This window comes from Monashia sp. HAY1-11D (assembly GCF_056868035.1).
The window spans coordinates 126957-153254 of record NZ_CP200320.1 but is presented as its reverse complement, the minus strand read 5'-3'; the positions used below and the strand labels follow the sequence as shown (position 1 = coordinate 153254).

At 73.6% G+C, this 26298-nt stretch carries 23 protein-coding genes and 1 riboswitch; of the genes, 14 read left to right on the top strand and 9 right to left on the bottom strand.

Annotated features, from left to right (window positions below; all coding sequences use genetic code 11):
* Positions 1–3 precede the first annotated feature (3 nt).
* On the top strand, positions 4–2646 hold the full coding sequence (locus AC1VM9_RS00640; protein WP_483120584.1) for an asparagine synthase-related protein: 2643 nt from the start codon (positions 4–6) through the stop codon (positions 2644–2646).
* Positions 2647–2696: 50 nt separating this feature from the next.
* On the opposite strand, the gene AC1VM9_RS00635 is transcribed toward AC1VM9_RS00640, so the two are convergent.
* Positions 2697–3518, bottom strand: a complete 822-nt coding sequence (locus AC1VM9_RS00635; RefSeq protein ID WP_483120582.1) for a PIG-L deacetylase family protein — start codon at positions 3516–3518, stop codon at positions 2697–2699.
* A 34-nt stretch (positions 3519–3552) separates the two neighbouring features.
* On the opposite strand from AC1VM9_RS00635, the gene AC1VM9_RS00630 reads away from it, so the two are divergent.
* From AC1VM9_RS00630 to AC1VM9_RS00610, 5 genes are all read left to right on the top strand, one after another.
* On the top strand, positions 3553–4740 hold the full coding sequence (locus AC1VM9_RS00630; protein WP_481345237.1) for a glycosyltransferase family 4 protein: 1188 nt from the start codon (positions 3553–3555) through the stop codon (positions 4738–4740).
* Positions 4737–5453 (top strand): NUDIX domain-containing protein, encoded by a 717-nt coding sequence (locus AC1VM9_RS00625; RefSeq protein ID WP_481342265.1) that lies wholly within the window; start codon positions 4737–4739, stop codon positions 5451–5453. Before AC1VM9_RS00630 ends, AC1VM9_RS00625 begins: the two co-directional genes overlap by 4 nt.
* Position 5454: 1 nt before the next feature.
* Positions 5455–5817, top strand: a complete 363-nt coding sequence (locus AC1VM9_RS00620; protein WP_481345236.1) for a hypothetical protein — start codon at positions 5455–5457, stop codon at positions 5815–5817.
* Positions 5818–5840: 23 nt separating this feature from the next.
* Complete coding sequence (locus AC1VM9_RS00615) at positions 5841–6050, top strand: hypothetical protein (protein WP_481345235.1); 210 nt, start codon at positions 5841–5843, stop codon at positions 6048–6050.
* 178 nt (positions 6051–6228) lie between these two features.
* Complete coding sequence (locus tag AC1VM9_RS00610; RefSeq protein ID WP_483120579.1) at positions 6229–7134, top strand: DUF559 domain-containing protein; 906 nt, start codon at positions 6229–6231, stop codon at positions 7132–7134.
* Between the two features lie 63 nt (positions 7135–7197).
* On the opposite strand, the gene AC1VM9_RS00605 is transcribed toward AC1VM9_RS00610, so the two are convergent.
* From AC1VM9_RS00605 to AC1VM9_RS00595, 3 genes are read right to left on the bottom strand one after another with little or no spacing between them, the layout of a single operon-like run.
* Positions 7198–8790 (bottom strand): amidohydrolase, encoded by a 1593-nt coding sequence (locus tag AC1VM9_RS00605; protein ID WP_483120577.1) that lies wholly within the window; start codon positions 8788–8790, stop codon positions 7198–7200.
* Complete coding sequence (locus AC1VM9_RS00600; protein WP_483120575.1) at positions 8787–9779, bottom strand: quinone oxidoreductase family protein; 993 nt, start codon at positions 9777–9779, stop codon at positions 8787–8789. The genes AC1VM9_RS00605 and AC1VM9_RS00600 overlap by 4 nt, the downstream gene beginning before the upstream one ends.
* Positions 9780–9789: 10 nt before the next feature.
* Positions 9790–10296 carry an N-acetyltransferase family protein gene (locus AC1VM9_RS00595; protein WP_481343907.1) on the bottom strand — a complete coding sequence of 169 codons (507 nt, stop codon included), beginning with the start codon at positions 10294–10296 and terminating at the stop codon, positions 9790–9792.
* 105 nt (positions 10297–10401) lie between these two features.
* Between AC1VM9_RS00595 and pcrA the strand changes: the two genes are divergently transcribed.
* Positions 10402–12930, top strand: a complete 2529-nt coding sequence (pcrA, locus tag AC1VM9_RS00590; protein ID WP_483120573.1) for a DNA helicase PcrA — start codon at positions 10402–10404, stop codon at positions 12928–12930.
* Between the two features lie 209 nt (positions 12931–13139).
* On the opposite strand, the gene AC1VM9_RS00585 is transcribed toward pcrA, so the two are convergent.
* Entirely contained in the window at positions 13140–13979 is an 840-nt protein-coding gene (locus AC1VM9_RS00585; protein WP_483120571.1) for a M23 family metallopeptidase, read from the bottom strand.
* A gap of 127 nt (positions 13980–14106) precedes the next feature.
* Positions 14107–15117, bottom strand: coding sequence for a lipase family alpha/beta hydrolase (locus AC1VM9_RS00580; protein ID WP_483120569.1), 1011 nt, complete (start codon positions 15115–15117; stop codon positions 14107–14109).
* A gap of 80 nt (positions 15118–15197) precedes the next feature.
* Between AC1VM9_RS00580 and icmB the strand changes: the two genes are divergently transcribed.
* The 5 genes from icmB to AC1VM9_RS00555 all read left to right on the top strand — a co-directional run bounded on the left by icmB (position 15198) and on the right by AC1VM9_RS00555 (position 20886).
* Positions 15198–15620, top strand: a complete 423-nt coding sequence (gene icmB / locus AC1VM9_RS00575) for a coenzyme B12-dependent isobutyryl CoA mutase small subunit (RefSeq protein ID WP_481342799.1) — start codon at positions 15198–15200, stop codon at positions 15618–15620.
* A 269-nt stretch (positions 15621–15889) separates the two neighbouring features.
* The gene (locus tag AC1VM9_RS00570) at positions 15890–16825 is read left to right on the top strand and encodes a type IV toxin-antitoxin system AbiEi family antitoxin domain-containing protein (RefSeq protein WP_483120567.1); all 936 of its coding nucleotides are present in this window, start codon (positions 15890–15892) and stop codon (positions 16823–16825) included.
* 375 nt (positions 16826–17200) lie between these two features.
* Positions 17201–18376 carry an ADP-forming succinate--CoA ligase subunit beta gene (sucC, locus tag AC1VM9_RS00565; RefSeq protein WP_483120565.1) on the top strand — a complete coding sequence of 392 codons (1176 nt, stop codon included), beginning with the start codon at positions 17201–17203 and terminating at the stop codon, positions 18374–18376.
* Positions 18377–18408: 32 nt separating this feature from the next.
* Positions 18409–19296, top strand: coding sequence for a succinate--CoA ligase subunit alpha (sucD, locus tag AC1VM9_RS00560; protein WP_483120563.1), 888 nt, complete (start codon positions 18409–18411; stop codon positions 19294–19296).
* Positions 19297–19662: 366 nt separating this feature from the next.
* Positions 19663–20886 carry a cell division protein PerM gene (locus AC1VM9_RS00555; RefSeq protein WP_483120561.1) on the top strand — a complete coding sequence of 408 codons (1224 nt, stop codon included), beginning with the start codon at positions 19663–19665 and terminating at the stop codon, positions 20884–20886.
* Here AC1VM9_RS00555 and AC1VM9_RS00550 read toward each other — a convergent pair.
* On the bottom strand, positions 20873–21277 hold the full coding sequence (locus AC1VM9_RS00550) for a hypothetical protein (RefSeq protein ID WP_481345221.1): 405 nt from the start codon (positions 21275–21277) through the stop codon (positions 20873–20875). The two genes, AC1VM9_RS00555 and AC1VM9_RS00550, sit on opposite strands and share 14 nt — an antisense overlap.
* Before the next feature lie 128 nt (positions 21278–21405).
* Here AC1VM9_RS00550 and purN point away from each other — a divergent pair, with 128 nt between their 5' ends.
* The gene (purN, locus tag AC1VM9_RS00545) at positions 21406–22071 is read left to right on the top strand and encodes a phosphoribosylglycinamide formyltransferase (protein WP_483120559.1); all 666 of its coding nucleotides are present in this window, start codon (positions 21406–21408) and stop codon (positions 22069–22071) included.
* Between the two features lie 118 nt (positions 22072–22189).
* A riboswitch (ZMP/ZTP riboswitch) is annotated at positions 22190–22266 on the top strand.
* Positions 22267–22301: 35 nt separating this feature from the next.
* Positions 22302–23903, top strand: a complete 1602-nt coding sequence (gene purH, locus AC1VM9_RS00540) for a bifunctional phosphoribosylaminoimidazolecarboxamide formyltransferase/IMP cyclohydrolase (protein ID WP_483120557.1) — start codon at positions 22302–22304, stop codon at positions 23901–23903.
* Between the two features lie 93 nt (positions 23904–23996).
* On the opposite strand, the gene bar is transcribed toward purH, so the two are convergent.
* Entirely contained in the window at positions 23997–25133 is a 1137-nt protein-coding gene (gene bar / locus AC1VM9_RS00535; RefSeq protein ID WP_483120556.1) for a barbiturase, read from the bottom strand.
* Between the two features lie 18 nt (positions 25134–25151).
* Entirely contained in the window at positions 25152–26153 is a 1002-nt protein-coding gene (locus AC1VM9_RS00530; RefSeq protein ID WP_481342808.1) for a carbamate kinase, read from the bottom strand.
* Positions 26154–26298: the final 145 nt, after the last annotated feature.

Genomic DNA, 26298 nt, shown 5'->3' with positions numbered 1-26298 from the left:
CCCATGTGTGGAATCAGCGGTCATCTCGGGGCTGACGGCGACGGCGACCTCGTCCGGCGGATGGCCGACTGCGGTCACGGCACCACGAGCACGGACCCGACCGCCCTCACCTCGCCGGGAGTCGTGCTCGCCGTGCGGCCTCTGGGCGGTGGACCGGCCGACGCGTCGGTGGCCCGGACGCCGACCGGCCGCCACACGCTCGTGCTCGACGGCGATCTGGTCGACACCGCGGACGTCCGGTCCGAGCTGACCACCCTCGGGCACGAGCTCGCGTCCGGCTCGGACGCCGAGGTCGCCGTCGCCGCGTGGGTCGAGTGGGGACCCTCCGGGCTCGACCGGCTGCGCGGCGAGTTCGCCCTGGTCGTGTGGGACGCCGAGACCAGCACGCTGTCGGCCGCGCGCGACCCCTTCGGCACGCGTCCGCTGCACGTGTGCCGCGTCGACGGCGGCTGGCTCGTCTCGAGCGACATCCGCGGCATCCTGGCCAGCGGCCGCTACGACCGGCGCCCCAACGACCGCACCATCTACCGCTACCTGCGCTTCCGCGTCCACGACGACGGTGCGGACACGTTCTTCGCCGGCATCGAGCGCGTCCTGCCCGGCGAGGTCGTGACGCTGCGGGCGGACGCCACCACGACCGAGCGCACCGTCTGGTCCACGCTGCGGGCCGAGCTCGAGGACGCCGCCCGCTCACCTCGTCCGTGGTCGCCCGAGCTCGCGACCCAGCTGCGCGAGCACCTCGCCACCGCCGTGCGCCGCCGCGTCGGCTCCGACGGACGGGTCGGTGCGACCCTGTCCGGCGGCATCGGCTCGGCCGCGCTCACCGCCCTGCTCGCCGGCACCGACCGCCGCACCGGTCTCGCGCCGGACGGCATCGACGCGTGGACCGCCGCCTACCCGGGCACCGCCGCCGACGAGACCCCGCACGTCGAGGCCGTCCTCGCGTCGGTGGGGGGACGCGTCGACCCGCACCGCGTCGAGCCGACGTCGGCCGAGTTCAAGAAGGACATGCGCGAGCTCGTCCGGGCCCAGGAGGAGCCGATCGGCTCGAGCGGCGCGTACACCCAGTACCGCCTCCTGCGCGAGGCGGCCGCCGTCGACGGCGTCGTCCTCGACGGGACCGGCACCGACGAGCTGCTCGCGGGCTTCGGTGCCCACCACCTCGTTCACCTGCGCGAGCTGCGCGGGCAGGACACCCGGCGCGCGGCGTCCGAGCTCGGGCACTCCGTGGACGTCCTGCTGCGCCGCGGGCGCCCGCTCGTCACCGACCGGCTCCGCCGGCGTCGCAAGGTGCCCGTCGAGTCGCTCCTGGCGCGGTCGTTCGTCGCTGCCCACGCCGCGGAGCGGTACGCCCCGGAGCGGTCGAACCTGCGCGCGCGGCTGGTCGAGGACCTCCTGCGCGGCTCGCTGCCGGCCCGCCTGCGCGTCGCCGACCGCAACGCCCGCGCGACGGGGGTGCCGGTCCGGATGCCGTTCGTCGACCGTGACCTCGCGCGGTTCGTCTTCTCGCTGCCCGACGAGGCGTTCGTCGCCGACGGCGTCGGCAAGCGCGTCCTGCGCGAGTCGGTGCGCGGCCTCGTCCCCGACTCCGTCGTCGACCGCCGCGACAGGGTGGGGGCGGTGACGCCGCAGAGCGAGTGGTTCATGGTCCTGAAGAACCACATCTACGGCGAGTTCCTCTCCGAGTCCTTCGCGAACCGCCCCTACGTCGACCAGACCGCCGTCCTCGAGGCGTTCGAGGGGTGGATCAAGGGCACGAACACCGTCGACTCCTCGACGATCTGGCGGCTGCTCAACCTCGAGCTGTGGCTCCAGGAGTTCTTCGACGAGCGGGAGCCGGAGCCCGAGGGCGAGCCCCGGGCCAAGACCGACTACGAGCCGAACGCCCGCAAGCAGCTCGACCTCACGACCGACGACGGCACCCGAGTGCGGCGCTACCCGCTGCGCACGGACCTGTTCACCCGTGAGGACCCGCTCGTCGACAAGGCGCTGTCCTACGTCACGCGGTTCTTCGACGGCCTTCCGGCCGCGGGGCAGGAGCACGCCGCCGCGACGGCGGGCCGCTGGTACTACTTCATCTCCGAGAAGATCGTCGCGATCACCCAGGGGCGCTCGTTCTTCATCTGGGACATCAAGGTCGGCCGGCCGGCCCGGGTGCTGTCCCGGTACGTGACGCGCACGCCGGCCGGCATCGGTCTCGGCTCGCCCTTCACGATGCAGCTGGCCATCGAGGAGGCCGGCCTGCCGCGCGTCGTCTTCGCGGCCGCGGGCGGTTTCGTCGGCAAGCTCGTCGGGCGCAAGGGCCTGTTCTACGAGCTCGTCGGAGGCGACATCCGGGCCATCGACGGTCCGACGGAGTACTCGGTCTACCCGGCCAACGTCTCGGCCAAGCTCGGGCCCAAGGACCCCGACGAGGTTGCCGCGCGCATCTCGGCGGCGATCCGCGAGCGGGTGCCCGAGCCATGGCGCTCGACGTTCGGCGGGACCGTCGTCATGGACGCCAACGACATCGGACGCAACGTGCTCGGCACGGACGCCCCGGGGTCCAAGGAGCGGTACGAGCTGATGTTCGCCGACAACCCGCTGGGCCAGGGGTCCGAGCAGACGCCGATGGCCGTCGTCTTCGAGCTGCCCGGCGACGCCTGACCCTGCGGGGCTCGGGGTGGTGCCCCGCAGGGTCAGGCGCCGCATCCGGCTCAGCCCAGGCCGTCGAAGACGTCCCGGCGGATCGGGCTGCCCGGCGGGAGCGAGCGGTCGACGAACCACTCCCGCCCGAACACGAGGTCGAAGAGCGGTCGCGGGATGCGCAGGAACGCGGCGAGCGTCCGGTCCGCGCCGCCGTCGGCACTGGCCTGCGACGCGTGCGCCCGCATCGAGGCACGCTTGGCGGCGATGTGCCGCCGGACGCTGATGCGGTGGGTGATCTCGCTGCGGGCCGAGAACGCGCGGTCGAAGCTCGCACGGTCGAACTCCGGCGGGAACCTGTAGACCTTCGCGGCGAGGTCGATGGCCCGGCAGATCGTGTCGCGCGGCACGGTCGCCTCGAGCACCTTCGGGGTCGCGGCGAGCTCGGCGGCCCGGACTCCGACCTCGTGCACCTTGCGGTGGTCCGGGTGCCCGTAGCCCCCGTTCGGCTCGTAGTGGACCAGGACGTCGGCGTCCTCCTCGCGCAGGACCGCCGCCAGGCGTGCCGCGGCCTCCTCGACGCCGGCGCGCACGAACCGGGTCGCGCCGGGCGGGTCGGGCTCGACGACGGGGCCGAGCCCGCTGTCGGCGTAGCCGAGGTGCTCGACGCGGGCCACCCCGAGGGCCCGGGCGCTCGCCCGCAGCTCGTCCATGCGGCGCTCACCGAGGTGCCCGTCGTCGGCGTACTCGCCTGCGGCAAGCCCGAGGGCGCCGTCGGTGGCCACGACGACCACCACCCGGTGGCCCTCGGCGGCTGCGCGCGCCATGGTGCCCGACGTGAGCAGGGCCTCGTCGTCGGGGTGGGCGTGGAAGGCGACCAAAGTGTGCGGCATCGGGCCCATCTTGGCCCATGACAGAGTGTCGCCTGTGAAGGTGGCCCTGCTGTCCGACTGTTACCTGCCGCGCCTGGGCGGCATCGAGGTGCAGACCCACGACCTCGCGCAGCAGCTGCTCCTCCTCGGCCACGAGGTCGAGGTGTTCACCGCCACACGAGGCCCCGAGGGCCAGCTGCACGGGGCCGTCACGGTCCTCGACGGCGTCCCCGTCCACCGCCTCGCGGCCCGGGTGCCGGGGGAGCTGCCCGTCAACCCCTGGGCACCCCGGGTGCTGCGCCGCCGGCTCGTCGAGGGCGGCTTCGACGTCGCGCACGTGCAGACCGGTGTCGTCTCACCCTTCGCCTGGGACTGCACGCGCGTCACCCTCGGCCTCGGGCTGCCCACGGCGATGACGTGGCACTGCATGCTCGCGGGCGTCGCGCCGCTGTTCGGCGTGGCCGGGTTCGTGCGGCGGTGGGCGGCGCGCGGCGTCGCCATGTCGGCGGTGTCGGACGTCGCCGCCCAGCCGCTGCGCCGCCTGGTCGGCGACGCCGTCGAGGTGGGTGTCCTGCCCAACGGCATCGACGTCGGCCGGTGGGCGACGCGGCCGGCCGAGCCGACGGGCGGGCCGACCGAGCCGACGGGCGGGCCGACCGAGCGGACGGGCGGGCGCGACGACCCCGAGCCGGGCCCGCTGCGCCTCGTCACGGCCATGCGCCTGGCCGCTCGCAAGCGCCCGGCCGCGCTCGTCGCGCTCGTCGAGCGAGCAGCGGCACTGGCCGGGCCGGCCTCGCTCGACCTCACGATCCTCGGCGAGGGGCCCGAGCGACGACGCGTCGAGCGGCACGTGCGCGAACGGGGCCTCGACTGGGTGCACCTGCCCGGACGCGTCAGCCGCGACGAGCTGCGCGAGCGCTATGCCGCCTCCGACGTCTACCTGTCGCCCGCGCGTCTCGAGTCGTTCGGCATCGCGGCGCTGGAGGCGCGCACGGTGGGGCTGCCCGTCATCGGCCGGCAGGGCTCGGGGGTGGGCGAGTTCGTCGCGGACGGGGTCAACGGACGCGTCGTCGACAGCGACGACGCCATGGCGCGCGCGATCGCCGACCTGGCCCGTGACCGCCGTGAGGTGGCGCGCATGCGCGCCCGCAACGTCGCCGAGCCGCCGGCGCAGGAGTGGCCGCGGGTCGCCCGGCTCGCCGTCGGCGAGTACGAGCGCGCCCTGGGGCTGGTGCGCCGGTGAGGACGAACGTGCCGGGCGGCATCCGCGTCGTCGGGCTCGCGGCGTCGGGGGAGCGGGTGGCCGCGCTGCCGCTCGAGCACGGTGCCGACCCCGTGCACGTCCTCGCGCTCGCGGGGTGGGCGGTGGAGGCGCCGGCGACGTCGGCGACCGGTGCGGACGGGGCACTCGAGATCGCCTACCGCACCAGGCCGCTCGACGGGACGGTGCCGAGCCCGGAGGCGGTCTTCCGCGACCTCGACATCGACCCCGCCGACGCGGCCGAGCCGCACCAGCGCGTCGCCGCCTATGCCCTCGTCACCAGCACCCGCGGCGTCCTGCTCACGCAGTTCACCGGGCTGACCAACGTCGAGGGGGAGTGGGGCCTGCCCGGCGGCGGGCTCGACCCGGGGGAGTCGCCGGTCGAGGGCGTCCACCGCGAGGTGTGGGAGGAGACCGGCCAGCGGGTCCGGCTCGGCGAGCTCGTCGCCGTGCAGTCCTCCCACTGGGTGGGCCGGGCGCCGTCGGGCGTCGTCGAGGACTTCCACGCGGTCCGCATCGTCTACGCGGCCACGTGCGCATCGCCGGGCGACCCCGTCGTCCACGACGTCGGTGGCACGACCGCCGACGCGCGGTGGTTCGCCCCGCACGAGCTCGGCAGCCTGCCGCTCACGCGGTCGACGCGCCGGCTGGAGGCGTTGCAGGCCCTCGCGCGGCGCGACTACGACGCTCCGTAGGATGACCGGCATGGACCTCGTCTACGACCTCCTCGTCGTGCTCCACCTCCTCGGCATGGCTGCCATCGTCGGCGGCTGGATCGCCGTCCGCTCCGGGCGAACGGTCATCGCGCCGATCGTGTGGGGGGCGCGGGCCCAGATCGTCACCGGCGTGCTGCTCGTCGGCATCGCCGAGGCCCTCAAGGACGAGGAGCACCACATCAACAACGCGAAGATCGCCGTCAAGCTCGTCGTCGCCCTCGTCGTCGCGGCCACCGCCGAGATCGGCCACGCCCGCTCCAAGCGCGGCGAGGACGCCGGCACGCTGCTCGACGTCGCCGGTGGCGCCGCAGTCGTCAACGTCGGCGTCGCGGCGCTCTGGTGACCGGCCGATCCTGAGGCCGCGAGATGCACTGGGACACAGGCGTCCTCGCGGGCGTCCTCATCGGGCTCGTGTGGCTCGCCGTCGGCACCGTGCTCGTCGTCGTCGGGCGGCGGCGGCAGCGGGCGTCCGACGCCGAGGGCGCCGGCAACGTCGCCATCATCGGCATCTTCCTCCTCGTCGTCGGAGCCCTGACCTGGTTCGCGACGCTCCTGCTGTCCGTCGTCCCCCGCTGACCGTCCAGGATGACGACCACCATCGGGCGGTGAAGCCCGGTGTTGTGCTCGTGCGTCGTCCACGACCGCCGTTGTGGTCGTCTTCCTACACGCACCGGCGGCTGTGGATGACGCGCTCGAGCGCCTGACGGAGTGGGCCAGAGTCAGCGCCATGCCGAGCCCAGGCCCCGTTCCCGTCGTGAGGTTCGTGACTGCGCGTGGTGGTCTGGCCCGGCGAGCGGAGCTGACGCCGCAGTTCACGGGCCGACAGATCGCGGCCGCCGTCGGCAGCGGACTCCTCGTGCGCGACGCTCCCGGCCACTACGCGCTCCCGACGGCGGACGCGGCCCGCCGTGCCGTGCGCCGGGTCAACGGGGTGGCAGTCGGTCGGAGCGCCGCGGCGATGTGGCGTCTCCCGCTCAAGACCCAGCCGACGCGGCCGGAGGTCGCAGTGCCACGGGGTCGACGCGTCCGCCCCGAGGACCAGCACGTGTGCCAGGTGCACTGGCGCACGCTGGAGCCCGAGGACGTGCACCGCGGGGAGGTGACGACGCCGCTGCGCACCGTCGTCGACTGCGCCAGGACGTTGCCCTTCGACGAGGCCCTGGCGGTGGCCGACTCGGCTCTGCGCAGCGGGCGCGTCGGCCGTGACCAGCTCGTCGCGGCAGCCCAGGCCGTTCCTCGTTCGGGTCGCGCGGCCGCTCTTCGCGTGGCGCGGGAGGCCGACGGCCGTGCGGCCAACCCGTTCGAGTCGGTGCTCCGGGCGATCTCGCTCGACGTGCCCGGTCTGCGCCTCGTCCCACAGGCCCCCGTGGTCAGTGCCGGGCGGGTCATCCACCCGGACCTCAGCGACGCCTCCCTGCGCATCGTCGTCGAGGGGGACAGCCACGAGTTCCACACCAACCGGCGCCAGATCGACATCGACTGCGAGCGCTACGACGAGCTGACCCTCGACGGATGGCTGGTTCTGCGGTTCTCGCACCACCAGGCGATGGCCCGGCAGGACTGGGTGCGCGCCACCATGGCTCGAGCGACGGCGTCGAGGATGACGACCACCATCCCCGGTCTCGCCCCAGGTCCTGCACCGCCGCGTCGCACTGGGTGAATGGTGGTCGTCATCCTGAACGTCGGCGAAGGTGCGAGCGGGGTGCCGTGGGAGGGAAGGGGCTCAGGAGGCGTCGTGGACGAGTGCGCCGCCGATGCGGGTCTGCAGCACCCGGGTGTCGCGGATCGCGGCGGGGTCGGAGTGCTCGAGCTCCCACGGGTCGCGGTCGAGGCAGACGAGGTCCGCGAGCTGCCCGGGCGCGAGCTGCCCGACGTCGGTGCGCCCGACGGCAGCGTGCGCCGCGACGGTGAAGGCGTGCACCGCCTCGTCGAGGGTCACGCGCTCCTCCGGCCGCCATCCGCCCCGCGGACGCCCGTCGGCCCGCTGTCGGGTGACGGCGGCGTGCAGGCCCCAGAACGGGTTGGGGTCCTCGACGGGGGCGTCGGACCCGAAGGCGACGGCCACCCCGGCGTCGAGGAAGGTGCGCCAGGCGTACGACGCGAGCCGGCGCGGTCCGATGATGGCGTCGGCGAGGTCGAGGTCGGCCGTGCAGTGGCTCGGCTGCATCGAGGCCACGACGCCGAGGGTCCGGAAACGCGGCACGTCGACGGGCCGGACGTGCTGGGCGTGCTCGACCCGCAGCAGGGCCCGGGCGCCCGCGACGCCGGAGGCACGGACCGCCTCGAAGCAGTCGAGGACGAGCCGGTTCGCCTCGTCGCCGATGGCGTGGGTCGCGACGTCGAGACCCGAGCGCACCGCGAGCAGCGTCCGCTCGAGGAGCACGTCGTACGGCATGGCGGCCATGCCACAGCCCTCGTGGCCCAGGAACGGCTCGGTCATGTGCGCGGTGTGCGAGCCGAGCGCGCCGTCGCTGAAGAACTTGACGGGACCGACGCGGAACACGTCGTCGCCCTGGCCCGAGCGGCGGCCCTGCTCGATCGCGGCCTCGAGGTCGCCGTCACGCGTGCACTTGGTGACGCGGATCCGCAGCGCACCGTCCGCGTGCATGGCGGCGTAGGCGTCGCGGGCGGGCTCGCCGTCGATGTCGGTGATGCTCGTCAGCCCGACCGACAGCAGCCGCTGCTGGCACCGTTCGAGCCAGGGGCGCAGCGGCCCCTCGTCGTGGTCGAGCGCGAGGAGCAGCTCCTGCGCCTTCTCGCGCAGGATGCCGGTGGGTTCGCCGTCGGCGTCGCGGTCGATCTCGCCACCGACGGGGTCGGGGGTGTCTCGGGTGATCCCGGCGGCCCGGAGCGTCGCGGTGTTGGCCCAGAGGGTGTGGCCGTCGACGCTGGCGAGGGCGGCGAGGCGGTCGCCGGTGACGCGGTCGAGCGCGTGCCGGTCCGGCTGGACGGGGACGTCCCAGACGTTGTGGTTCCAGCGGCCGCTGTGCAGGGCGGCGCCGGGCGGCAGCGTGGCCGCGTGGGCCGCGACCCGCGAGAGCGCCTCGTCGAGCGACGTGGCGTCGCGAAGGTCGACCGACGCCATGTCCCGCGAGAGCCACTCGGTGTGCACGTGGGCGTCGTGCAGTCCGGGCATGACGACGACGCCGGGCAGGTCGACGACCTCGCACGAGGCGCCCGCCCCCGCCTCGCGGGCGTCTGCGCCGGCGGCGACGACGCGCCCGTCCTCGACGAGGAGGGCGTCGGTCCACGGGGTCGTCCCCGCGGGCGCGACACCGGTCCAGATGCGGTCGTGCCGGAGGAGGACGCGGCTCACCGGCCGGGCACCAGGACGAGCTTGCCCGTGGTCCGCCGCCCCTCGAGGGCCTCGTAGGCGTCGGCGACCTCCGCGAAGGGGTAGCGCCCGCCGACCTCGAGCCGCAGCGACCCGTCGGCGATGGCGCCGAGCACCTCGCCGGCCCGCCACTCGTACTCCTCGCGCGTGGCCACGTAGTGCCCGAGCATCGGGCGGGTGAGGAACAGCGACCCGCCGGCGTTGAGCCGCTGGATGTCGAACGGCGGCACCTGGCCGCTCGCGCCGCCGAAGAGGACCATCATCCCGCGGGGGCGCAGGGACGCGAGCGACGCATCGAAGGTGGCCTTTCCGACGCCGTCGTACACGACGTCGACGCCGCGGCCTGCGGCATCGCGCACGGCGGCGGCGAGGTCCTCGGGCGCAGAGAACCGGGAGTAGTTGATGACGTGCTGGGCGCCGAGGTCGCGCGCGATCCGGAGCTTCTCGTCGGTGCCGGCCGTGGCGACGACCGTGCCGCCGCGGGCGACGACCAGCTGGACGAGCAGCTGCCCGACGCCGCCGGCGGCCGCGTGCACGAGCGCGACGTCGCCCTCGGAGACGGCGTACGTGCTCGTGACGAGGTAGTGCGCGGTGATGCCCTGGAGCATGGCCGCGGCGGCCACCTCGAGGTCGACGCCCTCGGGGACCCGCACGAGCGCGGAGGCGGGCTTGTTGACGAGCGTCGACTCGCTGCCGGCCGACTGGCACCAGGCGACGCGGTCGCCCACGGCCACGGCGTCGACGCCCGGGCCCAGCGCGACGACGGTGCCCGCGCCCTCGTCCCCGAGGACGAACGGCGTCGGTACCGGGTAGAGGCCCTGCCGCTTGTAGACGTCGATGAAGTTGACGCCCGCGGCGGCGACCTCGACCTGCACCTCGCCGGCGCCCGGCTGCGGCACGTCGTGCTCGCGCAGCTCGAGGACGCTGCGGTCGCCCGGTTCGGTGACGAAGACGCTCGTGGCAGTGGTCATGTCCGTCACCCTACGACCGGGCGGCGGCCCCGGCGGAGGCGAGGCGTCCGAGCGCGTCCCCGTCGACGCGGAAGGTCGTCCAGTCCTCGAGGGGCCGCGCGCCGTGGGAGCGGTAGAAGGCGATCGAGGGTTCGTTCCAGTCCAGGACGGCCCACTCCAGACGCGTCCAGCCCCGCTCGACGCACGTGGCCGCCAGGCCGGACAGCAGCGCGGTGCCGATGCCGCCGCCGCGCGTGGCGGGGTCGACGAACAGGTCCTCCAGCCAGATGCCCGGCTGGCCGGTCCACGTCGAGAACGTCGTGAACCACAGCGCCATGCCGACGACCCGGCCGTCCTGCTCGGCCACGTGCGCGAAGGCCACGGGTGCGGCGTCGGCGGGGAAGAGCGCCCGGGTGAACTGCTCGGGCGTCGCCACCGCGGCATCGGGCTCCTTCTCGTAGGCGGCGAGGGCCCGGACGAGCCGGATGAGGTCGGGCACGTCGGCGGGGGTGGCGGGGCGCGTCGCGAAGTCGGTCACGCGGCCCATCCTGCGCCATCGCGCGTGCGCCCGGACAGCGCCGCCCGCGCCGCCGGACCGGCCCGACGGGCGCTGTGGGCGCGGAGACGTAGGCTTGGCCCCATCATGAGCACGCTCTTCGACGACCTCCCCATGCCCGGATTCGAGCGCGGCGGGGCCGGTGCCGCAGCAGGGTCCGGGCGCGCCGGCGAGGTCACCGAGGTCACCGAGGTCACCGAGGTCACCGAGCGCGGCGTGCCGACCTGGGCCGAGGCCGCCACCCGGGCCGGCATCGCCACCCCCGGTGGCGCGCCCGCTCAGGTCGACACCGAGGCGCTGCTGCACGGCCTCAACCCGCAGCAGCGTGAGGCCGTCGTCCACGAGGGTGCGCCGCTGCTCATCGTCGCCGGTGCCGGTTCGGGCAAGACGCGGGTGCTGACCCACCGCATCGCGTGGCTGCTCGGCGAGCGCGCCGTCCAGCCGGGTCAGGTCCTCGCCATCACCTTCACGAACAAGGCCGCGGCCGAGATGCGTGAGCGCGTCGAGGCCATCGTCGGCCCGCGGGCGCGCGCCATGTGGGTCATGACCTTCCACTCCGCGTGCGTCCGCATCCTGCGCCGCGAGGCTGCGAAGGTCGGCATGCGATCGACGTTCTCGATCTACGACGCCGCCGACAGCCAGCGCCTCATGGGGCTGGTGATCCGCGACCTCGACCTCGACCCGAAGCGCTACCAGCCGCGCAGCTTCTCGGCCCAGGTGAGCAACCTCAAGAACGAGCTCGTCGACGAGGAGTCGTACGCGGCGCAGGTGGCCGAGGGCAACCACTACGACCGCACGGTGTCGCAGGCCTACACCCAGTACCAGCGTCGGCTCCGGCAGGCCAACGCGCTCGACTTCGACGACATCATCATGATGACCGTCAACATCCTGCAGGCCTTCCCCGACGTCGCCGAGTACTACCGGCGCCGGTTCCGGCACGTGCTCGTCGACGAGTACCAGGACACCAACCAGGCGCAGTACCAGCTGATCCGCGAGCTCGTCGGCGAGGTCAAGGGACCCGAGGGCTCGTGGACCGTGCCCCCGGCCGAGCTGTGCGTCGTCGGCGACTCCGACCAGTCGATCTACGCCTTCCGCGGCGCGACGATCCGCAACATCCTCGAGTTCGAGAAGGACTACCCGGACGCGCGCACCATCCTCCTCGAGCAGAACTACCGCTCGACGCAGAGGATCCTGCGCGCCGCCAACGCCGTCATCGCCCGCAACGAGGGTCGGCGGGCGAAGAACCTGTGGACCGACTCCGGCGACGGCGCGATGATCGTCGGCTACGTCGCCGACAACGAGCACGACGAGGCGGCCTTCGTCGCCAAGCAGATCGACGACCTCGCCGACGCGGGGGTTCGCCCGGGCGACGTCGCCGTGTTCTACCGGACCAACGCGCAGAGCCGGGCCATCGAGGAGGTCCTCGTGCGAACCGGCCTGCCGTACAAGGTCGTCGGCGGCACCCGGTTCTACGAGCGGCGCGAGATCAAGGACGCCCTCGCCTACCTGCGCGTCGTGTCCAACCCGACCGACACGGTCAACCTGCGCCGCATCCTCAACGTGCCCAAGCGCGGCATCGGCGACCGCGCGGAGGCGTGCGTCGCGGCCCTCGCCGAGCGCGAGCGCGTCCCGTTCGTCGCGGCCCTCGGTCGCGCCGAGGACGCTCCGGGCATCGCCACCCGTTCGGTCGCGGCGATCAAGGGCTTCACCGAGATGCTCGAGCAGCTGCGCCTCGTCTACGAGAGCGGCGGCGGCATCGCCACGCTCCTCGAGGCGGTCCTCGACCAGAGCGGGTACCTGGCCGAGCTGCGCGCGAGCCACGACCCTCAGGACGAGACCCGCGTCGAGAACCTCGCCGAGCTCGTCGCCGTCGCCCAGGAGTACGACGAGCGCCGGGCCCGCGACTCGGCCGAGGCGGACGCCACGGGGGCACCTGCGTCGACGCCGGGGCAGCCCGACGCCGAGCCCGAGGACGTCGCGCCCGCGGGCGCGCTGGAGGAGTTCCTCGAGCAGGTCTCGCTCGTCGCCGACGCCGACGAGATCCCCGACGAGCCGGAGGCGCAGGCCCAGGGCGTCGTCACCCTCATGACGTTGCACACGGCCAAGGGCCTGGAGTTCCCCGTGGTCTTCCTCACCGGGATGGAGGACGGCACCTTCCCGCACCTGCGGGCCCTCGGCGACCCGAAGGAGCTCGAGGAGGAGCGCCGGCTCGCCTACGTCGGCATCACCCGGGCGCGCGAGCGGCTCTACCTGACGCGGGCCGCCGTGCGGTCGGCGTGGGGGGCGCCGCAGTACAACCCGCCGTCGCGCTTCCTCGACGAGATCCCCGGTGACCTGCTCGACTGGCAGCGGCTCGGGCCCTCGTTCAGCGGCGCCCGTGGCGCGGACCGCCCCGCGGTCGCGACGCTCGCGGCCCGGCCCGGAGTCCGCAGCCCCGGCAAGCGACCGGTCATCTCGCTCAACGCCGGCGACCGCGTCAGCCACGACGCGTTCGGTCTCGGCACCGTCGTGCGGGTCGAGGGCGAGGGCGACAAGTCCATGGCCCACGTCGACTTCGGCACCGACACGGGCACCAAGCGTCTGCTGCTGCGCTACGCGCCGCTCGTCAAGCTCTGAGGAACGCCGGGCTCGAAGGGCGAATCCGCCGGATCAGCGACGAGGCCTGCCCCGCCCGGGTGGGCCTCGTCGCGCGTCGCCGTGGTGCCCGGCCCGGGCTCGGTGGGCTGGATCAGCGGCTCAGGTGTGGCTCGGCGTCTCCCGAGCTCTGCCGGGGTTGCTCGGGGTTGCTCGGGGTTCCTCGGGGGTCTGCAGAGGACCCCGGGGTGTCACAGGTAGACGCCGTGGTCGGCGAGCCAGGTGCGCGGGGCCACGGCCGCGCCGTCGCCCGGGTGGATCTCCAGGTGCACGTGGGGGCCGGTGGAGTTGCCCGTCGAGCCGCTGTAGGAGACGAGCTGGCCCGGCTCGACCTCGTCGCCGACGGCGACGACGAGGCGGCTGTTGTGGGCCATCCAGGACACGCTGCCGTCCCAGTAGCGGATCTTGACCATGTAGCCGTAGCCCTCGGTGGACCAGCCCGAGAAGACGACGGTGCCGCTCGAGAGGGCGTGGACCGGGGTGCCGGTGGGGACCGCGAGGTCCTGGGCCGGGTGCATCTTGCCCCAGCGCCAGCCGAAGCCGGAGGTCAGCGTGTAGCCCGCGACGGGGACCACCCAGCGGTGGGCGCGGGCGACGGCCCGGGCCTTGGCGGCCATCGCCGCCTTGCGTGCGGCGGCGGCCCTGGCCTGCGTTCGGGCGCGCTCCGCGGCGGCGGCCTGGTCGGCGGCGTCCTGGGCGTCGGCCGCGGCCTGTTCGGCGGACGTCGTCGCGCTGGCGATGAGGGCGCTCGCGTCGCGCGCCATGTCGCGCGAGGAGCGCGCGCCCGCGCGTCCCGCGGCGGCCGCGGCCACGGCGTCCGGGTCGGCCGCGAGACCGAGTCCGGCCACGGAGTTCGACACGTTCTTCATCGCGGCGGCCTCTGGGCTCAGCTCCTGGGCGCCGGCCTGCCGGATGACCAGGCCCCCGGCGACGGTGGAGGACAGGATCGCGACGGGCACGACGAGCTGTCGACCCCGGGACGACGTCGAGGGTGGCCGGTGCCGGCCGACGTAACTGCTGATGGTGGGCACGAAGAGCTGACCTATCGGGATCCGGTTGCGGGCGCTCAGCGTAACGTGACCATTTCGTGATGTACAAAACGGTCTGAAGCGCGGAGCAGCCCGACGTCGCGGTGGAGGGTACGCGACTGGCCCGACCCTAGGGCATCCGCGGCGCCCGTGGCGGTTTCGCACCGCGCGGGTTCGGCGCCCGCACCGCGTCGTCGGCGGCCGGGACCCGCCGGGTGCGCAGGGGGCTGACGCCGGGCGTCAGCGTCGCGCCCGTCGCGTCGAGGTGCGCCAGCGCCGTGGAGATGCCGTGCACGACGCTGCTCGTGATCGGGATGCTCATGTGGCCGACACCGTGCAGGGCGATGTTGTGCACGTTGAGGTCGGGGTGGTGCAGGGCCGCGTTGCGCTGGGGCACGACCACCTGGTCGAGGTCGGACCAGTAGGCGATGAACCGGGTCTGGCACTCCGGGACCGGGCGCGCCAGCTCGGCGAGGAGCCGGCTGCCGGGGCGCAGCTGACGGGTCAGGCCGTTGTCCCACACGTAGGCCAGGTAGCTGCCTCGGTGCGGGGTCCCGAGCGTGACGAGCGTGTGCACGTGCGCGTCCCCGCCCAGACGCGTCACGTAGTAGCGGGCGATGAGCCCGCCCATCGAGTGGCCGATGACGTGGATGCGCTCGTACCCGGTCTCCTCGACGATCCGCTCGACCTCGGCGCCGAGGTCGGCGGCGGCGGCGCGGACGTCACCGGTGAACATGGAGTAGTTGATGGCATCGATCCGCCCGAAGCCGCGGCGCGCCAGCCCCCGGCGCAGGACGGTGAAGATCGAGCGGTTGTCGACCATGCCGTGCACGAGCAGGATCGGGGTGCCGGCCGCCTCGACGTCGCTCACGATGAGTCCCCGCTGGCTCGGTGGCAGGTGCCCGACGCGGTAGCCGTCGCGACGGTCCGACGCCCGGGGGCCGAGGTGCCCGAGCGGCCACAGCGCCAGGTGCAGGCCGATCCAGGTGGCCTCGAGCGCCGCCCCGGCCAGACCGGTCGGCGTCAGGAGGGCAGCGGCGACGTCCCCGGCCGCGGAAAGGGCGCTCGAGGCGCCACCTGTCCGTCGGGCCGGGGCGGACTCGAGCCGCGACGTCGTCGTCACGCGTGCAGAGGCGCCCACGACGGTGACGTTACCCCGGGTAATGGGCGATGGCTCACTTTCGTGCTGCGGCCTCGGCGGGTCTGGTTAGAGTGCGGCCCATGAGCGAGACCCCCGGCGCCGTGACCTCCGACGTCATCCGAGTGGTCGTGGCCAAGCCCGGCCTCGACGGGCACGACCGCGGCGCCAAGGTGGTCGCCCGGGCCCTGCGCGACGCCGGCATGGAGGTCATCTACACCGGGCTGCACCAGACGCCCGAGCAGATCGTCGAGGCGGCCATCCAGGAGGACGCCGACGTCGTCGGCCTGTCGGTGCTCTCCGGTGCCCACCTGACGCTCTTCGCCCGGGTCGTCGAGCTGCTGCGCGAGCGCGACGCGAGCGACATCGTCGTCTTCGGCGGCGGGATCATCCCGGACGACGACATCCCCGAGCTCGAGCGGCTCGGCGTCGCCAAGGTGTTCACGCCAGGCGCGACGACGCACGAGATCGTCGACTGGGTGCACGCCAACGTCCACCCCGCCTGACGCGTCCACCTCCGCCTCCCGCCGGCGGACAGCCACCCGACCGCCCCGCCGGGACCCCGCCCGCCCCGCCCCGCCTCCCCCTCCGCCCGATGTTTCGCGCGCTGCTGAACGAAGCGCGCGAAACCTGGTTTCAGCGCGCAAAATCTGGCGCGCCGGAACCCTGGATCGCGCGCTCGTGTCGATCCACACCCGGGTGACGGCCCCCGGCGTCGTCCACAGGCTCACACCGGGCCGCAGCTCTGGTGAAGGCAGCACGGCACCGTGAGGGCATGGACCTGCTCGACATCGCCCATCGCGGCGTCTTCAAGGCGGCCGACGCGCTCCGGGCCGGCATCGACGGCCAACAGCTGACCCGGCTCCTCGCCCAGGGGGCCTGCACCCGACTCACCCACGGGTGGTACTCACTCGGCCGGCCCCGCGACGACGTCGAACGGCATCGGCTGACTGCCTTCGCCCTCGCCACCCAGTACACCGACCGGGCGCTTCCGAGCCACCACACTGCGGTCCTGCTCTCCGGCCTTCCCATCCATGGGGTGGGGCTCGACGTCGTCCACCTCACGCGGCTGGAAAGCACTGGGCGCCAAGTCACCTCGGGCCAGTCGGGGCGGCGCACCGACCTCAGGCTGCATCGGTCGATGCCAGGCGTCGAGGCGGCACGGGCGGTGCGGCACGGTGACGGACCGGACCTCGTGCCGATCGAGCACGCGATCGTGGGAGCGGGGATCGTGGGGTCGCCGCTGACCGCCCTGGTGGCCGCCGACGCGGCGCTCTCACGCGGGCTCGTCACCGCGGCGGGGCTCGGCAGTGCTTTGTGCGACTTCCGTGAACGTCACGGCGTGGGGGTGGTCCGCGCCGTCCTGCCGTTCGCGGACGGGCGGCACGAGTCACCGGCCGAGACCGTCACCGCCCACGTCCTACGGAGGCTCGGCTACGTCACGGAGCCCCAGTTCGCGGTCGCGACGGAGGGCAGGGTCTACCGGGCCGACCTCCGCATCGTGGGCACGCGGGTCCTGGTCGAGTTCGACGGCCGGGTGAAGTACCGCGAGGGCGACGTCACGACGCTCTTCGACGAGAAGCGCCGAGAGGACGCGCTGCGCAGAGCCGGTTGGGTCGTGGTGCGTCTGGTCTGGCAGGACCTTCGGTCGGCCGACGTGGTGCGTCAGCGCATCGAGGCAGCACTCCGCCTCGCGACGCAGGTGGCCTGAGGCCGCCACGGACGGTCGGAGCGCGCGACCTCCTGTCTACGCGCGTGATGTTTCCCGCGCGCCACGCCACCCACGTATCGCGCGCTCCAGACAGAAGCGCGCGAAACGTGCGAAGTGGGCCAGGGGTGGTGGGCAGGAGTGGGGGCGGGGTGCGGCCCGCCCGGCGACCGGGTCTGGCACCGAGCGATGTGATCTATGTCCGGTCGGCCGCACCCGATGACGTCGGCACTGGTCAGGGGCACTAGAGTCCGGGGGTCAGCCTTCTTTCGGTTGCGCCCTGGCGCGAGGACCGACCGCGTGCATGCGTGGGTGGCCCGGCAGACGCCTCCTCGGCGCAGGCGAGCACCCCATCGACGACGAGGACGGACCCCACCCGTGGATCTCTTCGAGTACCAAGCCCGCGACATGTTCGAAGCGCACGGAGTACCCGTGCTCGCAGGCGCCACCGCGACGACGCCGGAGGAGGCGCGCGCGGCCGCCGAGCAGATCGGCGAGGCGTCGGGCGGCGTCACCGTCGTCAAGGCGCAGGTCAAGACCGGTGGCCGCGGCAAGGCCGGCGGCGTCAAGGTCGCCAAGAGCGCGGACGAGGCCAGGGCGCACGCGGAGCAGATCCTCGGCATGGACATCAAGGGCCACACCGTCCACAAGGTCATGGTGGCCGCCGGGGCCCGCATCGCCGAGGAGTACTACTTCTCGATCCTGCTCGACCGCGCCAACCGCAGCTACCTCGCCATGTGCTCCAAGGAGGGCGGCATGGAGATCGAGCAGCTCGCCGTCGAGCGCCCGGAGGCGCTGGCCCGGATCGAGGTCGACCCCAATGTCGGCATCGACGCGGCCAAGGCGCAGGAGATCGTCGACGCGGCCGGCTTCGACGAGGCCGACAAGGCCACGATCGCCGGCGTCGTCCAGAAGCTGTGGGAGGTCTACCGCGACGAGGACGCGACGCTCGTCGAGGTCAACCCGCTCGTCAAGACCGAGGACGGCGCCATCATCGCCCTCGACGGCAAGGTGTCCCTCGACACCAACGCCGACTTCCGCCACCCGGACCACGCGGCGCTCGAGGACAAGTCGGCCACCGACCCGCTCGAGGCCGCGGCCAAGGAGAAGGACCTCAACTACGTCAAGCTCGACGGCTCCGTCGGCATCATCGGCAACGGTGCGGGCCTCGTCATGAGCACCCTCGACGTCGTCGCCTACGCCGGCGAGGAGTTCGGCGGCCAGAAGCCGGCGAACTTCCTCGACATCGGCGGCGGTGCCAGCGCCGAGGTCATGGCCAACGGCCTGCACATCATCCTGTCCGACCCGCAGGTCAAGAGCGTGTTCGTCAACGTCTTCGGCGGCATCACCGCCTGCGACGCCGTCGCCAACGGCATCGTCGGCGCGCTCGACGCGCTCGGCGACGAGGAGAACCGGCCGCTCGTCGTGCGCCTCGACGGCAACAACGTCGAGGAGGGCCGTCGCATCCTCCAGGAGCGCAACCACCCGCTGGTGACGATCGAGCCGACGATGGACGGCGCCGCGCGCCGCGCCGCCGAGCTCGCCGCCAAGTAAGACCCGAGTCGACAGAAGAGAGAACGCGAACCATGGCCATCTTCCTCAACGCTGACTCGAAGGTCATCGTCCAGGGCATGACCGGCTCCGAGGGCATGAAGCACACGCAGCGCATGCTCAAGTCCGGCACGAACATCGTCGGCGGCGTCAACCCGCGCAAGGCCGGCACCACCGTCGACTTCGAGGGCGGCGTCAGCGTCTTCGGCTCGGTCGCCGACGCCGTCGCCCAGACCGGCGCCAACGTCAGCGTCATCTTCGTCCCGGCCGCCTTCACCAAGGCCGCCGCCGTCGAGGCCGTCGACGCGGAGGTGCCCCTCGTCGTCGTCATCACCGAGGGCGTCGCCGTCAAGGACACCGCCGAGTTCTACAACTACGCCAAGGCCAAGGGCACGACGCGCATCGTCGGCCCGAACTGCCCGGGCCTCATCACGCCGGGCATCAGCAACGCCGGCATCATCCCCGCCGACATCTCGGGCGGCGGCCGCATCGGCCTGGTCAGCAAGTCGGGCACGCTGACGTACCAGATGATGTACGAGCTGCGTGACTTCGGCTTCAGCTCGGCCGTCGGCATCGGTGGCGACCCGATCATCGGCACGACACACATCGACTGCCTCGAGGCCTTCCAGAACGACCCCGACACCGATGCGATCGTCATGATCGGCGAGATCGGTGGCGACGCCGAGGAGCGCGCGGCCGCCTACATCAAGGAGCACGTGACCAAGCCCGTCGTCGGCTACGTCGCCGGCTTCACCGCACCCGAAGGCAAGACGATGGGCCACGCGGGCGCCATCGTGTCCGGCTCGTCCGGAACCGCGCAGGCCAAGAAGGAGGCCCTCGAGGCCGCCGGCGTCAAGGTCGGCAAGACGCCGAGCGAGACCGCGCAGCTGATGCGCGAGATCATGCAGGAGCTCGCCGGCTGACGGCCCAGCCGGCAACCGGCAACGTCGTGCGGGCGGTCACCCACAGGGTGGCCGCCCGTCGGCGTCCGGCCCGAGCGGGGCCCGGGTGCGGCCCGTGCGAGTTCATCCGTGCTGGGCCGAGTTCAGCAGTGTCCGGCGTGGGGGCTCGCCCGGGCGGGGACGAGCGTCGACGATGGACGCGACCGCACGCCGGCCCGTCAGGAGTGAGTTCCGTGCCCGCCTCGACCGCCACCCCGTCGTCCGCCGTCCCGGCGGCCCTGCGCGCCGGCCTGCTCGCCGCCGTGGGCACCTGGTCGGTCGTCGGCCTGCCGGCCCTCGTCGGCTGGGTCGCGGCGCCGGAGAAGCTCCGTCGGGTGGTTCTCGGCGGTGTCGGTGGGCAGCGCCGTCTGGTTCCTCGGCCAGGGCCAGTCGGTCGGCACGACCGGGGGCGTGACCCTGTCGGTGACGCCGCTGCTGCTCCTGCTCGTCTTCGTCCACGTCGCCTTCCGGTTCGCGCGGCGCCTCGCCGGCACCCAGCGGCTGCGCGTCGGGACCGACGCCTGGAGCCAGGTCGCACGCTGGGGTGTCGTACCCGGGTTCGTCGTCGGCTACGGCGCCGGCTCGGCGGTCTTCGCTCTGTTCACCCTCGGCGGTCCCGCGACTCCGGGCGCGGCGGCGGTCCTCGGCTCGCTGCTTGTGCCGCTCGCGGCCCTCGGGTTCGTGCTCCTGCGTCCCGACGACGAGGCTGCGCCGGCGTTCGTCAAGGCCTGGTTCCGACGCGGCCCGACGTGGCTGCCGATGGTGTGGCGCTCCGGGTGGCGCGGTGTCGGCACGCTGCTCGCCGTCGGCGCGGCGCTCGTCGTGCTGCGGCTCGTCGTGGCCTGGAGCGAGGTGATGGCGGTCCAGGCCGAGTACGGCGCCAACGCGGGAGCCGCGGTCGTCCTGGGCCTGGCGCAGGTCGCGCTGCTCGGCAACGCGGCGACGTGGGCACTGGGCTTCCTCGCCGGGCCGGGCTTCCAGCTCGCGCTCGGCTCGAGCGTCACGCCCGGCGCCGCGCAGCCGGGGCTCCTGCCGCTCGTGCCGGTCCTGGGCGCCCTGCCCCGCGCGGCCGACTACCCGGCGGCGACGTACCTCGTCCTCCTCGTGCCCGTGGCCGTCGGTGCGGTCCAGGCCCGACGCGTCGACCGGGAGCTCGAGTTCTTCGGCAACGTCCGCGCCCGGCTTTCGGCGACCGTCGTGGCGTCCCTGCTTCCGGTCGCCGTCGTCGTGGCCCTGACGGCGCTCGCCAACGGCTCGGTGGGTGTGGACCGGCTCTCCCGCGTGGGGGTCCCGCTCGCGCCGTTCGCCGGCTTCCTCGCTGCGGAGGTCCTCGCCGGGGCCCTGCTGTGGCTCGCCGGGCTGCTCGTGCGCGAGCGGCGCTCGGATGCCTCGGGCGCCCCGGGTGCCTCCGACGCGTCCGACGCGTCCGACGCGTCCGGTCGGTCGAAGGCAGGTCAGTCGGAGGCGGCGGGTCCCGATGCTGGCGGCGGAACCGCCACGAACGCGGACACCGGCACGAGCACTCACACGGACACCGACCCGGCCGACACCGGGCGGGTCAGCCGGAGATGAACCCGAGCGGGCTCACGTCCCGGAGCTGCTCGCACTGTCCGCGCGCCACCGACGTCTGGGCGCCGGCGACGCACTCCTCGTAGCGGCTCACCGGTCCGTACATCAGGGCCTGCAGCAGCAGCGAGATGACCGGCAGGGTCAGCACGGCGAGCGAGACGGCGGCCCAGACCTTCTCGCGACCCGGCCGCGGCGTCAGGAAGCGCAGCAGCCGCACGGCCAGGACCATCGCGATGACGAGCGGCAGCAGGGCGACGAACCGCTGCGGCAGCGGCAGGTACATCCCGGCGATCCCGACGAGCGCGAAGAGCGGGACGGGCAGCGAGTAGCGCGCCTTCTCGCGGGCGTAGGCGATCTCGGCCTCGCGCTGCGGGTCCCGGGGCGACTGGCTCATGCGTCCCATCCTCACGCATGCCCGGGGCCGGAGCAGCACGGGCCCGGTCGGTCGTCGCGCTCCGCCGGTCGGTCTGCCGGCGCCGGGCGTCGGGAGCGGACGGGTGTGCCGTCGCTAGACTCCGGGCCGTGACGACCGAGGCCTCCGCCAGCCAGCCCGTCGCCGACGGGTCGCCCGCACCACAGGGTCGCGCGACCGGGCCGGTCGACGTCGTCGTCCTCGTCTCGGGTTCCGGGACGCTGCTTCAGGCGCTCCTCGACGCCTCGCGCGACCCTGCCCTCGGCGTCCGGGTGGCCCTGGTCCTCGCCGACCGGCCGTGCGCCGGGCTCGAACGGGCCGAGCGGGCAGGCGTCCCGACGGCTCTCGTCCGTCCGGGTGACCACCCGGACCGGGCGGCCTGGGACGCCGCGCTCGCCGCCCGGATCGCCGAGGCGTCCCCGGCGTTCGCCGTCAGCGCCGGGTTCATGCGGATCCTGGGGCCCGATGTCCTCGCCGCGGTCACCGTCGTCAACACGCACCCGGCGTTGCTGCCGAGCTTCCCCGGCGGCCACGGCGTCCGCGACGCGCTGGCCTACGGGGTCAAGGTGACGGGCACGACGTGCCACGTCGTCGACGCCGGCGTCGACACCGGGCCGATCATCGAGCAGCGCGTCGTCGGGGTCGAGGACGGCGACACGGAGGAGACGCTGCACGAGCGGATCAAGGTGCAGGAGCGCGCGATGCTCGTCGACGTCGTCGGGCGGATGGCACGGAACGGGTTCACGGTGCAGGGGCGCCGGGTCCGCATCGGCTGAGGCGGTGACCCTCCGGCGTCCAAGCTGGCGCACGGGTCGCACGGGTCGCACGGGTCGCACCGGTCGCACGAGTCGCACGGGTCGCCGAATTTTCATCGGCGCCGCAGGGGCCGCTACGCTGGCCGTACACGACTGGCGCAGGTGGGGAACCACCAGGGAGTGACCGTCGGAGCATCGCCCGCCTGGGTGCTCCCGCTGACCGACACCGCCACCCACCGCCAGGAGCATCGATGTCCGACGGCCGCCGCCCCATCTCGCGCGCTCTCATCTCCGTCTACGACAAGACCGGTCTCGAGGACCTCGCCCGAGCGCTCGACGCGGCCGGGGTGTCCATCGTCTCGACCGGCTCGACCGCCAGGACCATCGCCGGGCTCGGCATCGCCGTCACGCCCGTCGAGGAGCTGACCGGCTTCCCGGAGTGCCTCGAGGGCCGCGTCAAGACGCTGCACCCGAAGGTCCATGCCGGCATCCTCGCCGACACGCGCAAGCCCGAGCACCTCGAGCAGCTGGCCGACCTCGGCGTCGAGGCGTTCGAGCTGGTCGTCGTCAACCTCTACCCGTTCCGCGAGACGGTCGCCTCCGGCGCGACGCCGGACGAGTGCATCGAGCAGATCGACATCGGCGGCCCCTCGATGGTGCGCGCCGCGGCCAAGAACCACCCGAGCGTCGCCATCGTCACGAGCCCGGCCCTGTACGGCGCGGTGCAGGAGTCGCTCGACGCCGGTGGCTTCACGCTCGAGCAGCGCAAGCGCCTCGCGGCCGAGGCGTTCGTGCACACGGCCTCCTACGACAACGCGGTCGCCAACTGGATGGGCAACGCCTACGCCGACACCTCCGACGGCACCGGCTTCCCGGCCTGGACCGGCGCGACCTTCGACCGCCACGCCGCCCTGCGCTACGGCGAGAACCCGCACCAGCGCGCGGCGCTCTACACCCACTGGCGCCCCGGCGTCGCGTCGGCCGAGCAGCTGCACGGCAAGGAGATGTCGTACAACAACTACGTCGACACCGACGCGGCAGTGCGGGCCGCCCACGACCAGGGCGACCAGCCGACCGTGGCGATCATCAAGCACGCCAACCCGTGCGGCATCGCCGTGGGCGCCACCATCGAGCAGGCCTACGAGCGGGCCCACGCCACGGACCCGGTCAGTGCGTACGGCGGCATCATCGCGGCCAACCGCACCGTGACCGCGGCGATGGCCACGGCCGCCAAGCCGGTCTTCACCGAGGTCATCATCGCGCCGGACTACGAGCCCGAGGCGCTCGAGATCCTGACGGCGAAGAAGAACCTGCGGGTCCTGCGCCTCCCGGCGGACCTCGCGCGCTTCGCCGACCCCATCGAGACCCGGCCCATCAGCGGCGGCCTCCTCGTGCAGACCGTCGACAGGGTCGACGCGGTCGTGCGCGGTGACGACGACGCCGTGACCGGGGGCGACGACGCGGCGAACTGGCGCCTCGTGTCGGGCGAGGCCGCCGATGCCGCGACGCTGGCCGACCTGCAGTTCGCGTGGCGGGCGGTGCGCTCGGTCAAGTCGAACGCGATCCTGCTCGCCAAGGACGGCGCCGCGGTCGGCGTCGGGATGGGCCAGGTCAACCGCGTCGACTCCTGCTACCTCGCGGTGCGCCGCGCCGGCGAGGAGCGGGCGCGCGGCTCCGTCGCGGCGTCGGACGCGTTCTTCCCCTTCGCCGACGGGCTGCAGATCCTGCTCGATGCCGGGGTCCGCGCGGTCGTCGCGCCGGGCGGGTCGATCCGCGACGAGGAGGTCGTCGCGGCGGCCGAGGCCGCCGGCGTGACGATGTACTTCACCGGCACCCGCCACTTCGCCCACTGACCTTCGACCCGCAACACACCGAGCAGTCGCCAACGGCCGCGGGAGTACCCCGCGCGGGTTGGCGACTGCTCGGTGTGTTGCGTCGTCGGATGGTCAGCGGGTCCAGCGGTAGCCGGTGGGCGGGTCCTCGCCGAGGTCGACGATCGCCGCGACCGGGCCACCGCCGTCGGGTCCCTGGTGGGCGGCGGACACCGACACGAACACGGCGGGGTCGCCGGTGACCGACGCCGTCACGCCGCCGACCGCCGACTTGATCTGACGGTGCCAGTGCACGTCGGAGTCGTCGAGCATCGCGTTGCGGCGCCCGTGCACCTGGCCGTCCTGGCTCACCTCGCACTTGAGGAAGACGTTGACGAGGCGACCCTGCAGGTCGGTCCAGTGCGGGCGCTCGGGCAGGTCGAGGCCGGCATCCTTGATCGCCGCCCAGATGCCGTCGGCGTCGAGGGCGTCCTGCATGACGGAGTGCCCGATGCGGTACCGGCCACCGACACCGCGCGCGTTGCCGACGACGACGACCTGTGCCTGGTCCAGCTCGACGCCCGAGCTGCACGAGGCCACGGACGAGAACAGCGACCGGTCGTGCATGACGTCGGCGTCGGTCGGCATCTCGATCTCGCCGAGGGCCACGGCGATGCCGAGGGCCGTCGTGCCGTTGGACAGGTCCATCGACTCGTGGGTGTGCTCGGTCCAGACCCCGTGGCCGCGCTCCTTGGCGTCGCGGATCGTGTGGATGGTGAGCAGCGGGGTCTTCGTCTGCACGTAGTGGACGTCGGCGGGGTCGGTGATGCCGGCACGCTCCATGGCGACCTTCACGGCGTCGGCGACCTTCGACACCATGGCGACGTAGCCGATCTCCTCCGGCTTGATCGGCTCGCTCATGGCGAACCCGACGGTGAGCCGCAGGTCGTCGGAGGCCTCGGCCCGCTCGGCCGGGACGGTCGCGAAGATCGTCGCGTGCGGGCTGATGACGCCGTCGGTGCCCCCGGACCACACGATCGGGACCTGCCTGACCCGGTCGGCCGGGGCGCCCTTGGCGACGAGCACCTCGCGGAAGGCCCGGTCGGCGATGATGCGCGTGTAGTCGTTCACGCCGCCGTTGCCCTCGGTCTTGCCGATGATGGCGACGACTCGGCTCGCCTCCATGACGCCGTCGTCGATGAGCGCGGCGAGCTCGGACGCGTCCGCGACGGAGTGGATCGGCACCTTGCGCACCTCGATGGCTTCAGGCACGGGGAATCACCTTTCTTCTCAATGGTTCTCGACGACGGTTCCGAACCGGCCCTCGACGGCGTCGGTGATCCGTGCGAGGTCGGTGATGACGCAGCGGCGGCCGCCGCTGCGGACGAAGCGCAGCGCGGCCTCGACCTTCGGCCCCATCGAGCCGGACGCGAAGTGCCCGGCCTCGGCGTACGCGGTGAGCTCCGCGGGCGTGACGCGTCCGATGGGGCGGGCGTCGCGCGTGCCCCAGCCGGCGACGGCGTGGTCGACGTCGGTGGCGATGACGAGGACCTGCGCGTCGAGGGCGTGGGCGAGCAGCGCCGCCGTGAGGTCCTTGTCGATGACCGCCTCGACGCCGCGGACGCGGCCGTCACCGCCGCGCACGACGGGGATGCCGCCTCCACCGGCCGCGACGACGACGTAGCCGGCGTCGAGGAGCGTGGCCACCGCTGGGGTCTCGAGCACCTCGAGCGGTTCGGGGGAGGCGACGACGCGCCGCCAGCCGCGCTCGCCACGGTCCTCCCACGTCTCGCCGTGGTCGATGAGCGTCCGGGCCTGCTCACGTGGCAGGTAGCGCCCGACCGGCTTGGTCGGGCGCGCGAAGCCCGGGTCGCCGGCGTCGACGCGGGTGCGGGTGACAAGCGCCGCGACCGGCCGGTCGACGCCGCGGACGGCGAGCGAGGCCTCGAGCGTGTCGAGGACCGTGAAGCCGATGGTGCCCTGCGTCTGCGCCCCGCACCAGTCGAGGGGGACCGGCGGCACGACGTGGGCCGCGAGCGCGTTCTTGACGAGGAGGTTGCCGACCTGCGGCCCGTTGCCGTGGGTGATGACGACCTCGACTCCGCGGGCCACGAGGTCGGCCACGTGCTCCATCGCTGCCGCGATGGCCGAACGCTGGGCGTGCGGCGTGGCACTGCCGTCGGGCCCGGTCATCGCGTTCCCGCCGAGCGCGACGACGACCCGCAGCCGTGCGGCGCCGGCCGAGTCGCCCGGGCCGGCCGCGGCGGCTTCGGGCGGCGTCGGCTCCTCCATGCGGCGAGCCTAGGAGCGGGGGCCCGGGCACGCCTTGGCACGTCCTGCCAGAGGCACGCGTGCGGATTGGCACATCTGTGCCGTGCGAGGAGGCGGTCGCGGACCGCTCCGGCGCCTCCCACCGCGCGGGGTGGGCCGTGCCACG

What these genes read in the sequence shown, in the direction of transcription:
- AC1VM9_RS00615 (WP_481345235.1), top strand. Translation starts at nt 5,841, where the DNA reads ATGCACTGGGACACAGGCGTCCTCGCGGGCGTCCTCATCGGGCTCGTG.
- purH (WP_483120557.1), top strand. Translation starts at nt 22,302, where the DNA reads ATGTCCGACGGCCGCCGCCCCATCTCGCGCGCTCTCATCTCCGTCTAC.
- AC1VM9_RS00530 (WP_481342808.1), bottom strand. Translation starts at nt 26,153, where the DNA reads ATGGAGGAGCCGACGCCGCCCGAAGCCGCCGCGGCCGGCCCGGGCGAC.
- sucD (WP_483120563.1), top strand. Translation starts at nt 18,409, where the DNA reads ATGGCCATCTTCCTCAACGCTGACTCGAAGGTCATCGTCCAGGGCATG.
- icmB (WP_481342799.1), top strand. Translation starts at nt 15,198, where the DNA reads ATGAGCGAGACCCCCGGCGCCGTGACCTCCGACGTCATCCGAGTGGTC.
- AC1VM9_RS00640 (WP_483120584.1), top strand. Translation starts at nt 4, where the DNA reads ATGTGTGGAATCAGCGGTCATCTCGGGGCTGACGGCGACGGCGACCTC.
- AC1VM9_RS00550 (WP_481345221.1), bottom strand. Translation starts at nt 21,277, where the DNA reads ATGAGCCAGTCGCCCCGGGACCCGCAGCGCGAGGCCGAGATCGCCTAC.
- pcrA (WP_483120573.1), top strand. Translation starts at nt 10,402, where the DNA reads ATGAGCACGCTCTTCGACGACCTCCCCATGCCCGGATTCGAGCGCGGC.
- AC1VM9_RS00620 (WP_481345236.1), top strand. Translation starts at nt 5,455, where the DNA reads ATGACCGGCATGGACCTCGTCTACGACCTCCTCGTCGTGCTCCACCTC.
- AC1VM9_RS00635 (WP_483120582.1), bottom strand. Translation starts at nt 3,518, where the DNA reads ATGCCGCACACTTTGGTCGCCTTCCACGCCCACCCCGACGACGAGGCC.
- AC1VM9_RS00600 (WP_483120575.1), bottom strand. Translation starts at nt 9,779, where the DNA reads ATGACCACTGCCACGAGCGTCTTCGTCACCGAACCGGGCGACCGCAGC.
- AC1VM9_RS00570 (WP_483120567.1), top strand. Translation starts at nt 15,890, where the DNA reads ATGGACCTGCTCGACATCGCCCATCGCGGCGTCTTCAAGGCGGCCGAC.